The sequence below is a fragment of the Citrobacter sp. Cu233 genome, assembly GCF_030332225.1.
Taxonomy (GTDB): domain Bacteria; phylum Pseudomonadota; class Gammaproteobacteria; order Enterobacterales; family Enterobacteriaceae; genus Citrobacter.
In genome coordinates this window covers 61541-74540 of sequence record NZ_JAOWIF010000041.1, presented here as the reverse complement: position 1 = coordinate 74540, position 13000 = coordinate 61541, and the positions used below count along the sequence as shown (strand labels likewise).

At 47.7% G+C, this 13000-nt stretch carries 9 protein-coding genes; 3 read left to right on the top strand and 6 right to left on the bottom strand.

All coding sequences use genetic code 11. From position 1 onward, the window contains the following. Window positions 1-139 precede the first annotated feature (139 nt). A complete protein-coding gene (locus OGX95_RS18200; protein WP_286630485.1) occupies window positions 140-1561 on the top strand; it encodes a DUF262 domain-containing protein in 1422 nt (473 codons plus the stop codon). Next, window positions 1554-3593, top strand: coding sequence for a DUF262 domain-containing protein (locus OGX95_RS18195; protein ID WP_286630484.1), 2040 nt, complete (start codon window positions 1554-1556; stop codon window positions 3591-3593). The genes OGX95_RS18200 and OGX95_RS18195 overlap by 8 nt, the downstream gene beginning before the upstream one ends. 73 nt (window positions 3594-3666) lie before the next feature. Here OGX95_RS18195 and OGX95_RS18190 read toward each other — a convergent pair whose 3' ends face one another. Both OGX95_RS18190 and pdxR read right to left on the bottom strand, forming a co-directional pair. Continuing rightward, window positions 3667-4392 carry a GNAT family N-acetyltransferase gene (locus tag OGX95_RS18190; RefSeq protein WP_286630483.1) on the bottom strand — a complete coding sequence of 242 codons (726 nt, stop codon included), beginning with the start codon at window positions 4390-4392 and terminating at the stop codon, window positions 3667-3669. A gap of 236 nt (window positions 4393-4628) precedes the next feature. Further along, window positions 4629-6098 carry a MocR-like pyridoxine biosynthesis transcription factor PdxR gene (gene pdxR / locus OGX95_RS18185; RefSeq protein ID WP_286630482.1) on the bottom strand — a complete coding sequence of 490 codons (1470 nt, stop codon included), beginning with the start codon at window positions 6096-6098 and terminating at the stop codon, window positions 4629-4631. A gap of 126 nt (window positions 6099-6224) precedes the next feature. Here pdxR and OGX95_RS18180 point away from each other — a divergent pair, with 126 nt between their 5' ends. Further along, a complete protein-coding gene (locus tag OGX95_RS18180; protein WP_286630481.1) occupies window positions 6225-6683 on the top strand; it encodes a GNAT family N-acetyltransferase in 459 nt (152 codons plus the stop codon). Between the two features lie 634 nt (window positions 6684-7317). Here the strand turns inward: OGX95_RS18180 and OGX95_RS18175 are convergent. The 4 genes from OGX95_RS18175 to dpaL all read right to left on the bottom strand — a co-directional run bounded on the left by OGX95_RS18175 (window position 7318) and on the right by dpaL (window position 12775). Continuing rightward, window positions 7318-8604, bottom strand: a complete 1287-nt coding sequence (locus OGX95_RS18175) for an MFS transporter (protein ID WP_048212961.1) — start codon at window positions 8602-8604, stop codon at window positions 7318-7320. Window positions 8605-8682: 78 nt separating this feature from the next. Further along, window positions 8683-10275, bottom strand: coding sequence for an N-acyl-D-amino-acid deacylase family protein (locus OGX95_RS18170; protein ID WP_286630480.1), 1593 nt, complete (start codon window positions 10273-10275; stop codon window positions 8683-8685). A gap of 68 nt (window positions 10276-10343) precedes the next feature. Further along, window positions 10344-11528, bottom strand: a complete 1185-nt coding sequence (locus OGX95_RS18165) for a YgeY family selenium metabolism-linked hydrolase (protein ID WP_286630479.1) — start codon at window positions 11526-11528, stop codon at window positions 10344-10346. A 32-nt stretch (window positions 11529-11560) separates the two neighbouring features. Further along, window positions 11561-12775, bottom strand: a complete 1215-nt coding sequence (gene dpaL, locus OGX95_RS18160) for a diaminopropionate ammonia-lyase (protein ID WP_286630526.1) — start codon at window positions 12773-12775, stop codon at window positions 11561-11563. Window positions 12776-13000: the final 225 nt, after the last annotated feature.

The following is a 13000-nucleotide window of genomic DNA, read 5'->3' as shown; positions in this document are numbered from 1 at the left end:
ATAAATAAAAAACCACGCATCATGAGAAATTTAGCTTTAGTCAAGTGATAACAATAAGTTAGACCATCATTGATTGCATTAATAGAATGTTTCAGGGACAATAAAAAGCTGTTCTCCATTTTAAATTCATGCAGGAGGCATGATGGAGCAGCTTGATAAACAGGTCATACCCATTCGTCAATTACTTTCTGTTAAGCAATTATCGATTCCAAGTTACCAGCGTCCTTATCGCTGGAATAGCAAAAATATAGCCGACCTTTTCGCCGATCTGGGATCACACCGCGATAAAACGGCCTATCGGCTAGGTTCTGTTGTTTTCCATAAGCACTCGGAAGAAGAAAAAACGTGGCTGGATATTGTTGATGGTCAACAACGAACCCTGACCTTAATGCTGGCAGTCAAAGCATTGACAGAAACTCGCCTGCACAACCTCAAACGCAAAGACCTGGTCGAGCAACTTACCAAACTCAAACCTGATGTCGATGCTTTTATGGCACGTCAACGTTTTGCCAGTCTGGATTCACAAGCCAATCTTCGACGTAATTACCTGGAGTTGCTCAGGCTTGTTGAACGCACCGAATTCAGCGAAGAACTTATCGACTTTATGCTGAACCGCTGCGAAGTTGTCACTTTCGTGTTGAATGACGTTTCAGAAGCATTTCAGTTCTTCGATTCACAAAATGCACGCGGTAAAGATCTGGCTCCCCACGATCTACTTAAAGCCTTCCACTTACGTGAGTTTTCCTCTGATGAAGCTGGGCTAAAAGCTGAAGCCGTCGCTCACTGGGAGAGGTTGCCTAGCGAAAGGCTGGCGACGCTCTTTGCCAATTACCTGTTCCGGGTTCGTCAGTGGGCAGAGGGTAAATCAGCCCGCTTCTTTGGCAAAGGTGAAGTTGACCTGTTTAAAGGGATCAATATTTCTCAGATCGCGCATTACCCGTATGTGGGTTCATTGCGGATCGCCCACCACTATGTCGATGATTACAACAGTCAATACCAACGCAAAATTGACGGTCAGAACCTAAGTTTCCCCTTCAGTCTGGATCAGATGATCATCAATGGCCGCCGTTTCTTTGAAATGGCCGAACATTATCAAAAGCAGGTCGCCGTTATTATCAACAGAGAACAAGATGCTGATGAGAATAAGCCAATTACTCTATTGAATAAGGTGCTGGAACCCTGCGCAAGCAATATTCTATACACCCTGAACAGCTATGTCAGGCGTACACGCACTGGCGATCGCTATGTCCGGGCGATGTTCGATTGCGCTCTGATTTTTTATATTGATAAATTCGGGACTCAGGAACTGTCTCTGGCGATAGAAAAATGCTTTATCTGGGCATATACCTGCCGTATCGGTCAGCAGGTGGTTCAATTAGCTACCGTCGATAACTATGTGCTACATAACAACCTACTACGTACTATCCGCGATGCACGCCACCCCAAAGATCTCCATGCATTCCCCCTGCGCACGCTCGGCATCCAGGATAATAAAAATAATCGCAATGGAACTGAAGATGAACTAATCATGCTATTCAGGAAGATGAGATATTATGAGTAATTCCCACGTACAGCCTTTTTTTATAAACGATTTACTTAGCGACCGCGCAAAATATTTGATTCCAATGTACCAGCGTAATTACGCCTGGGGCCAGGGCGAAATTACCCAGCTTTTACAGGATGTGCTGGATTATCAGAAAAAATCCGCTTCCGCCAGGCACCCGCAGACTTATTACATTGGTACATTAGTGGTGTTTTCCCGGGGTGATGACTGCTATGAAGTTATTGACGGGCAACAACGCTTTACAACACTCTCCCTACTTGCTAACTGGCTCAAATGCCACGCAGATAAATCTGTTGATATGCAGTGGTATCAAAAACTCAATCTCACTTTCGAAAGTCGCCCTGTCTCTACCCTCACCTTCGAAAAGTTATGGCAAGGCGTAGATGTGCAACATATGCGCGGTGACGATTATAACGAAGGTTTGATCAGAGGTTACGAGATGATCGGCAAAGCGCTGACTGAGCTTCAGCTTAACGGCCGCGCGTTGAAGGTGTTTTGCAAGTATCTGTTCAATCACGTGCAGATTTCCCGTATCGAAGTGCCAGCCGATACCGATCTTAATCATTTTTTTGAGGCGATGAACAATCGCGGCGAACAACTCGAAAAACACGAAATCGTCAAAGCGCGTCTGATGAATGTCCTGAATGGGATCAGGAATACCAAAGAGCGGCACAAAAGTCTTGATACTCTGGCCAGGGTATGGGACGCGTGTTCGAATATGGAACGTTACATTCAATACGGTTTTACGCCAAAAGAACGTCAACAACTGTTTGGCAAAAAGCATATACATCAATTTAATCCGACCAGTTTCTCCAATTTGGTTGAATTGCTGGATCAAGCTGGCTCATTTCCAGATACCGACGCGACAGAAGCACAACATCAACGCCAGGGGCAAACTCTGGAAGAAATATTGGGTGACACTCGTCTGGACAGTACTCTCCAGCAAGAAGAAGACAGCGCAGGCTCAGAGCGTTTTAACAGCGTGATAAATTTTTCAAATTTCCTTCTTCATGTACTCCGTCTTGTCAGCAGAGACCCGGGAACAACTGAGGGAGTGCCACTTGATGACAAGCAACTCGTTGAGCAATTTGAGTCACGCCTGCTGAAGCAGGAAAAGCCAATCGCTGCGGCAAAAACTTTCATTTATAGTTTACTGAAATGCAAATACCTTTTTGATCGCTATATTATTAAGCGAGAATTCACTCAGGGCACTGACGGATGGAGCCTGAAACGCTTATATCAATACTCGCCCCAAAGTGTAGGTTATGTTAATACCTTTGATAATAACGAGGGAGAGTTTGAGGATATAAACCGCCAGGTCCTGATGTTACTATCAGCTTTCCATGTCTCAACGCCAACGCTGGTTTATAAACACTGGCTCAATGGTGCGCTGACATATTTGTTTGATGAACACAGCCCGGAAGATGAAATTGATGCCGGAGACTACCTGGCATATCTTGAGAACATGGCTCGCCGCTTTGTCTTTATGCGATTTTTAGCCCCGGATGAAGCTGCATCATATTACAATATGATCTTTGGTGATGATGATTTTCTTCCAGAGATCATCTGCGACAAACGTTGGTCGCAGGCTATCAACGCTAAATTACGATTCGGGACTATCGAAAATAACTTTGTTTTTAACTATCTTGACTATTTACTTTGGAAAAAACAAAACACGAGTAACGATATTGCCCGCCGTTTTGAGTTTACCTTCAGAAGCTCGGTGGAACATTTTTATCCTCAGCACCCTATAGATGGCCATCCCAGAATGGATGAAGAGCAGTTACATGCTTTTGGGAATCTCTGCCTGATTAGCCACAGTAAAAACTCGCGGCTAAGTAATTTCCAACCCCAGCAAAAGAGAGAGCATTTTGAAGCCAGCCTGACTCGTAAAGAGATCGACAGTCTGAAACTTCTGGCGATGCTCACGCTGATGAAGCGCAATAAGCAGTGGAGCGAAAAAGAGATTATCAGTCATGGTAAAGAGATGGTAGCGCTGCTGGCCGAGGAAGTAGAAGAGATGTATTAATGCAGAAAACCGCTCCCGGCAAGGGGTCGCGAGCGGATATAACGTTGTCGGCGTGTTATGGCGGAGCAGGCACCTATGGCGTCATGCTTTCACTATTTATCAATGTTGCCAGGCGCTTAATCTGTTGTCCTTCGCTATCAAAATTACGCTCATCAAGCCAAAGAGTGAACGCTTCGCGCAGCGTCGGATATTCACTATCAATGATCGAATACCACGCGGTGTCCCGATTACGCTGGTGTACGACAACAGCCTGACGGAATATGCCTTCAAAGGTAAAACCAAAGCGCGTTGCTGCCGCACGAGAAGGCGCATTAAGTGCATCACATTTCCATTCAACGCGACGATACCCCAGCACCTCAAAAACATAGTCTAACAACAGCGACATGACCTCCGTTGAAACTCGTGAACGTTTCATGCGTGATGAATAGGTCACCCAACCCACTTCTATTACGCCATTCGATGCATCAATGCGCATAAGTGCCAGCGTGCCGACAGCCTGCATGCTGGCCAAATCGATTACGGCAAAATGCATGGGGTCGGTCTGCGCCGCAATCGTCGTTAAATAGCTTAAGAAAGAGTCAAAGGTCGCGAATGGCCCTGACGCGAGATAGGTCCAGTCACGAGAGTCAGGCGTATCGCAATAGGCGTCATAAAGCGCCTTTGCGTGGCGTTCGACGTTAATACGCTCAAGTTTGCAATAACGACCGGTGATGTGCTGAGCCGTGGGAAATCGCGCACCTTGCCAGTCAGGTAACCCTAAACCAACGGGTTGCTGGAATTCATTAAACGTGGATGACATGCTATTTACCTCTCATAATAGAGTGTCAAATGACTGCAGAGTAAGAGACATCTGACGGGGTAAAAAGAACCACAATGGATGTTTTTAACAGATCCACATGACAATGCTATACCGAACACCCGCACCGTATTGCTTATCCGCAATTAAAAAATGCCGGTCATGCAACGGTTATGGAAATAAGAAATACTGCCATTAATGACATTATTACGCGCATCGCTATCAGCATTAAAGCGACGCTACATGGCATGGGCAAGACGACGAATACCCTCAACAATAACCTCTGGAGGGTGATTCGCAAAACCGATCAAAATCCCCTGCCGGGAGATATCCCCATGATAATAATGACTCAATGATTGAATCCCCATCCCCAGCGTTCTGGCTTTCTGTTCGACCTCATCGCCAGTCAACCCGTTATGCAACCAGCAGACAATATGCACCCCAGAATCAGAAGGCTGGACGGTCATTTTATCGGCAAGATAGCATTGAATAGCATCGACCAACGCCGTTCGCCTCTCGTAGCATGCCTTACGAACCCGTCGCACATGGCTGGCGTAATGTCCTTCTTCAATAAAACTCGCCAGTACCGCCTGCTCAAGATAACTGGAGCCAATATCGGAAAAATATTTTGTCACGATAAACTGTTCTTTTAATCCTGGCGGGACAACTAAAAAACCTAAACGAAATTCTGGGTACATCATTTTTGAAAATGTCCCCGAATATATTACCCGCTGATGCTGATCTAATCCCTGCAAGGCTTGCAAAGAACGTGCGGCATAACGAAATTCACTATTGTAATCATCTTCAAATATCCATGCCCGGTTAACCCGAGCCCATTCCAGTAGCTCAAATCGTCGGGATAAACTGAGTGCCCCGCTAAGTGGGTACTGATCGGAAGGAACAACATAGGCCAGTTTCGCATGAGGGAAATGATCGATGCCGTATTGAACATGCATTCCTTCGCTATCCACCGGCACGGGTCTCACAATTGCCCCTGTCGACATAAATACCCCGCGCGCACCTTTATAACCGGGGTCATCCAGCCAAACGTCATTTCCTTTTGTCAGCAACGCCCGGGCAGTAATATTTAACGCCTGCTGAATACCGTTTACGATAATGATCTGATCTTCACTACAGTTGACCCCTCGCGTCGTTTTCACGTAGTGACAAATTGCTTTCCGTAAGGGATAAAAACCGCAGGGGCTGGTATGAGAGCCGAGTTGATGCCGGGATTGTCTCCAGACTCGTCCCAGTAACTTGCCCCATAATGAATGAGGAAAGAGATCGGTACAGCCAACACCGACGGCGAACAGACGGTTCATTTCACGCCCTTCAACATCGCCAGACCATAAACCACGAACGGATTCGATATCTGCATTTAGCTGCCCGTCAGCGGGCAGTTCATCGCCTTGCTGCGCCTCAGGATAGAGACTGCTGATGCTTCGGTCAGGAAGACCAGGCATGACAAAGGTTCCAGCGCCTTTTCGCGTCTGAATATACCCTTCGTCTAACAGCCGGTCATAACCCGCAATTACCGAGTTCCGTGAAATTGACATCATCTCGGACAATCCCCGGGTTGAGGGTATCTTTGTACCTGGCGGCAGACGGCCTTCTACGATTGCGTTGCGTAGCGCATGGTACACCTGTTCCTTAATAACGCCTTGCTCTAAAAAAAGCTCCTGAAATAAAGGTGCACTATTTTTTTTCATTGCGCTCACTCTTACGTTAAAAGTGGATCCTGGAAATATATGCAAAGTGTCTCTTTGCGGTGGCTTGAGCAATATTTAGGATAACCGCCATAGAAAACCACTCTTAGTAAAATTATCAGGAGACCTATGAGTAACCAAAACACAACTGCGCCGATTACCATCGAACCCGCCACCCAGCAAGACTACGCGGGCTGGCTACCGCTTTGGATAAATTACCAGATTTTTTATCGTACTGAAATTTCAGACAAGGTCACACAATTAACCTGGGGGCGTTTTCTCAATCCTGTGGAGCCTGTTTTCTGTGCTGTCGCAAAATCTGACGGTAAAATTGTCGGTCTGGTGCATTATCTCTTTCATCGTTCAACATGGGCGGAGTCTGATTATTGCTATCTGGAAGACTTATTTGTTAGTGAAGAAACCCGGGGCAAACACATCGGCAAGCAGCTTATCGAGTATGTTCAAAAACACGCCCGTAAGCGTCATGCTTCAAGATTATACTGGCACACACATGAAACAAACCTCCGCGGTCAGCGCCTTTATGACTGGGTTGCCAGCAAGAGTGGGATGATCGAGTATCGTATGTAAAACTGATGATACCCATTATATCGGGTAGTTCTATGTAAACATCCCCGCACTGTACCTTAATTTTTCAACACATCGTCTGCGGCTCTGTTTCGCAAAGCCGCAGAATCCGAAATTGTCAGATTTCTGAGGCCAGATACCCGCGATGCTGAAAAGTGACATATTTATATATATTCTACATTTTCCATCAATAAACAAACATTACTTTTCAACAAGTTGCTCATATCTTATTGCTCATGAGTTTTATGTCTACATAAAATCACCCTACACTTATTTCTACATCTGAATATTGCCGGCACGATCGCTAAACAAGCTGCCGGGTGCATCGGTGCGGCATGAGTTAATATATCAGTAAATATACTTTCTCATACTTTCGGGTGATAACAATTTGGCTCACTGGCAATCAGGAGATGTTTAAGGAACTGAGTAGTAAAATAATAGCGTAACCAGGCGGGATGATTGTTCTAAATGTCGTTCATTCACCAAAGAGGTATATAAACAGCAAGGTATCTTATTTTTGCAGCTTAAAAAAAACGCTATTGTTTTCCTTAGAGAGAACGATTAAAGGGTTAATTTAACAGTATCGCCAGAGATCCTGTGGCCCTGGAACAGCAGAGCCACAGGCGTTTGACGCTAATCAGGCTTTACTGGGTATTGCACCTACAGCATGCGAACCTTTTACAGTCAGCGTCACCACAGCGGAACATAACAGTGCGGCGATCATAAAGATAAATGCACTGTTGTAACTTCCGCCGCTGCTTTGGATCAGCCAGCCAATAATCGGAGCAGAAACGACTCCCGCCATCTGACCACCAAAGTTAACGATACCGGAAGCCCGCCCCATGATATTGCTGGGGATGGTATCCATTAAAATGCCCCAAAATGTCGCCATGGCAAAGAACATAAACAGCGCAGAGATACACTGATAAACCACCGCCATATCCGCGCTGCTCACGCTGAAGGTCAGGTACAAGAAGCCCGCCGCAATAACCGACGTCACGACATACAACGTTTTGCGCATCGGTTTGAATTTATCTGAGCAATATCCGCCGATTAATGTCCCACCCGCACCAAACAGGAACGGAATTGCCGCCATCACCCCCGTTTTCGCCAGTGAGAATTCACGCACGGTGATCAGATAGCTTGGCAACCAGGTTGAAAACCCCCAGAAGGTGATATCAAACAAGAACCAGATACTGGCCATCTGCCAGAGCACCGGCATCTTGAGCACGTCTTTAAACGCGATAGCGCTCGTGTTTTGCAGGCCACCCTGATCGTCAGCAGCTAAATCGGCCAGATCCTGTTGCGTAATTGCAGGGTGATCTTTTGGGTTGTCACGAGTAAATAAGTAGATACCTGCAGCAATAAACAGGCCCGGGATCCCCAGCACAATAAAGACCATGTGCCAGCCAAACGCCCCGATAATACTTGCAGCGACCACCACCGCCAGTGCGGGGCCTAAGGTATTGACCGTTGACTGAATTGCTGTAGCCCGACCGCGCTCTTTCGAAGGGAAATAGGTGGAAATCATTTTCCAGGAAGCAGACGGGAAGCACCCTTCGCCAATACCGAAGAAGAAGCGAACAGCCAGCATCAACGGCAGCGTTAATACCGCACCGGTTAAGCTGGTGAAGACAGACCACCAGGCAATACCAATGGCCATAATTTTACGTGAGCCAAACTTATCCGCCAGTAAACCACCGGGGATTTGGAACGCAGCGTAACCAATGAAAAAGGCGCTAATAATTAAACCTTGTTGGGTGGTATCAAGATTTAAATCTTTGCCGATATAAGGCAACGAAACGCTCATGACCATTCTGTCGAGGAACGAGAGTAGCCACGCCAGCCAGATTAATGTCAGGACGGTATATCTTGCTTTCCAGGTCTTAGGTTTACCTGAAGGTAAAGATGTTTGTAGGTTCATTGTGATGTCCTTGGGGTGTAGTGATCTACCGCGGCCATAAATGGTCGCGATAGATCAATGCGTGTTTAGCGTTATTTATTAATATTGTTTTCTGATAACAGTACCGCTACAGGCATAACTTTCCGTGCCATTAATTAAGGCAATGCGTCCATTAACCATCACGATTTCAATCCCTTCCGGATACTGATTAGGTTCAACAAATGTCCCCTTATCCGCAATAGTATTGGGATCGAACATCACAATATCCGCCGCATACCCTACCTTCAGTAACCCGCGATCCTGCAGACCCAACACCTCAGCGGGTTTGCCTGTCATCTTGCGGATTGCCGCTTCCCAGCTCAGGCATCCTTCTTCACGCACGTATTTACCCAGCACACGCGGGAAGGCGCCAAACACACGTGGATGTGGTTTACCCGCACCCATCAGTCCGTCAGTGCACACGTTCTGTTCTGGCCGGCAGAGAAACTTAATGACGTGCTCTTCAGTGCCGTAAAAATCGACCATGCCAACGGCGTTTTCTTCTTCAAACAACAGATCGAAGGTGGCGTTGTACGGATCTTTACCGCGCAATTCCCCCAGTTGAACAAGGTTCAGACCAACTGCATCCTGATTTTTCTCTGTCTTGACGCTGGTGACAAAAATCTGATCCAGACCGGCAAAATCGATGAAGTTATCCCAACCAGGAATGCCCTGCTGGATATCCTCTATCATTTTGGCCCGCAATTCAGGCGAGGCCAGACGCTCAAGTAATTTGTCCGTCCCGCCGGAGTGGACCCACGGTGGCAGGATCACGCCGAGCATGGTGCTTCCCGCCACGTACGGATACTGGTCGTAAGAGATACGGATCCCCTCTTCCTGGGCCTGCTCCAGCATGCCCAACATCTGGTCAATCAGCCCCCAGTTTTTCTTCCCACAGACTTTCATATGTGAAATATGCAGCCAGACGCCGGTGGCTTTAGCGATATCGATCAGTTCCTGTGTTGAACTGATGATATCGTCAGCCTCACTGCGCTGGTGTACCACAAAGATCCCGTCATATTTCGCCGTGACCTTGCACAACTCAATCATTTCAGCGGTATCACCAAAAGCACACGGCATATAGATAAGCCCTGTAGAAAGACCAAACGCGCCGGCTTTTAGCTCACGCTCAAGGACTTCACACATCTTCGCCACATCTTCACGCGTGGAAGGGCGTCCATCCAGGCCCATCGCTTCCATACGTACGTTACCGTGTGGCACCAGATACGCCAGGTTTGTCGCCGGATGTCGGGATGCCAACAGGTTGAGATAGCCGTCCGTGTTTTTATATTTCCAGTCAATTTTGTCAGTGTCGCCGTCCAGTCCGGCAATATTTTTACGCCATGCCGGAATATATTCCTCCGGTAATGGTGCCAGCGCTACGCCATCCTGCCCCAGCAACTCGGTGGTAATGCCCTGGCGGATTTTCGCTGACAGCGCAGGATTAATAATGGCTGACAGGTCAGAGTGTGTGTGCGTATCGATAAAGCCCGGACAAATAATTTTCCCTGTTGCATCAATAATCTGTTCATTGACACCCACATCAATTTGACCAATTTCGACAATATGCCCTTCATCAACCATTACATCGGCAATTCTGCCTGGATTACCCGTTCCATCAATCACAGTTCCGTTTTTAAAAATGGTTTTCATCGTTATTCTCCATTGCGGTGCCGCCAAGCAGCACCGCCTGTAAGGTAAGAGGTATTTATCTTTATTTTTTAACGGCGATAGAGTGTCTGGATGATGCTGTAATAGCCGCGGGCCGATCCGGTCAACTGATCGATCTCGATATACTCGTCGATGGTATGCGCCAGATTTTCACGCGACGGCCCAAACCCAATGGTTTTGATCCCCGCTTCTCCCGCGTAGTGGCTGCCATTAGTGCAAAATGAGTACTGAGTAATCGTTGGCGAGAAGCCCGCTTCGCGAACACCCGCCAGAGCGGCCTGCACGAACTCGTCGGACTCGTCATAAACCCAGCCAGGGAAGAAACGCTCACCCTCAATGGTGGCTCCGGTATAGCAAGACTCCTTGCCAACTGCGTAAGAGACGCGGGCTTTGAACTGCGGGTCCTGGGCGGTTAGCTCCGCAAGTGCATTTTCCAGTGGAGCGATAACGCTTTCTTTGGTTTCACCCACCAGCAAGCGGCGATCGTAGGTGGCGCGGCAGTAATCCGGCACCACTGATGCACCTGGGTACGGCGACGATTTAATGTCTGTCAGTTCCAGGATACCGGGACCAAGCACCGGGTGAGTTGGCGGAGTGATGGTGCGAATTTTGTCGATCAACTGCGCCATTTTGTACACTGCGTTAATTCCTGCCTGCGGGTTGGCGGAGTGTGCTGGCTTACCAAAGGTTTCAACCACAATTTCAGCACGACCACGCTGACCGATTTTCAGATTCAGTTCAGAAGCTTCGCCAATGATGACGTAATCAGGCTTATAGCGCTCACTGACCAGACGAGCGGCAATGCCTTCAAAACACTCTTCATGAACGATACAGGCGACGTAAATTTTCCCGGCGAAATTGCGCTGATTATCCTGGCCGAAAAAACCGACGGCGGAGATCATCGCAGCAACAGCACCTTTCATATCGGTGGTGCCACGGCCATAAATCTTACCATCGTCAATATCACCGCCGTACGGGTTGCGGGTCCACTTCTCTTCATTCACCGGCACAGTATCGATATGACCATCCAGAACCAGCGTTTTCCCCGGCTGATTTCCCACAATACCGCCGACGATATTGCCGTATTTATCAACATGGATGTCGTCGAACTGGTAATGCTGCATCATTGTTTTTATGGCATTTACCACGTCCCCTTCCTGACCGGAATAGCTTTTTTGCTGGATCAGCGCCTGACAATTTTTAATAACGTCTTCAATACGGGTTGCAGATAACATGTGTTTCTCCGTTAATGCTCTCAATCAGGAAATTATTTATTGATGCCCGGGTACTGACCGCCCCAGACAATATCCAAATATTGTTGCGGGTCGGTATCACCTTCGGTACTTATCAGCAACACGCGGGAATGCTCATCCAGACCCAGTTGCTCACGGGTTGGTGCCAAATCCGGGGAGGTCATCAACAGCGCCAGAAGACCTGTCGTGACGGCCCCAGATTCACCTGAAATAATTTGTGGGTCGCCCGCCAGCGGGTTACCCAACATACGCATCCCCAGCGCCGCGATTTCATCAGGGCAGGAAGCAAATGCGGTGGCATAATCACGCAGTAACGTCCAGCCAATGCTGTTTGCCTCACCGCAGGCCAGACCCGCCATCACGGTCTGTAAATCGCCGCCTACCGCAACAGCATCCCCCTCTTTTGCACGGGCAGAACGATAAAGACAGTCGGCAATTAACGCTTCAGCGACGATCACTTTCGGACGATTTTCACCCCACGCGGCCGTCACCATTCCCTGCACCATTCCCGCAAATGAACCCACCCCGGCCTGAACGAAAACATGCGTCGGGGCGACCTGATGGAGCTGATCAATCGCCTCCAGCATCAGCGTGCCGTAGCCCTGCATAATCCACAGTGGGATCTTTTCATACCCTTCCCAGGCCGTGTCTTGTACAACGATCCAGCCATACTTTTGCGCCTGATCCGCGGTCATGCGCACGGCATCGTCATAGTTCATATCCACGATTTCAGCGGTAGCACCTTCATTGCGGATTGATGTCAGCCGCTGCTGTGAAGACCCTTTCGGCATGTAAACCACCGCATTTTGCTTTAACTGGCGCGCCATCCACGCGACACCGCGCCCGTGGTTACCATCGGTGGTGGTGGCAAACGTCACGGTCTTCAGGTCATGGCGTACTGCTTCACTGGTCATGACATCAAACGGTAATTCGCTGATATCCTTCCCCACTAATTCCGCGATATGGCATGCCATCGCGTAGGCGCCGCCCAGTGCCTTGAAGGCTTTCAGGCCAAAACGCTGAGACTCATCTTTGAGGTAAATATTTTTTACGCCCAGTTTTTGGGAAAGAGCCGGCAGCGTATACAGCGGCGTCGGAGCATATCCCGGAATAGACCGATGAAAATTCAACGCTTTTACCAGTTCCTGGCGACTAAATGGTGCCAGCGGTGCGTTAGGGTGTTCGGTAAACGGCGTCTGGTTGATAAAAAATGATAAGTTTTGCTGCATCATAAAACCTCATTGTCCTGGTAATTCATTCCCTGTAATCGGTGTAATACAGAGTTATTTACGCTATCGGTAATTCATAAAAGCAAAATACTTACCAGTTTTTTAGAAAATGAGGGAATGCTTAGAATTAATTTATTAAACACTTTTATTTCAATGCGTTAAAAAATTCCTAACGCTAACGAGGTAAAAACAGCCTGCGTTAGTTTATCGCCTGATTTTGATAAA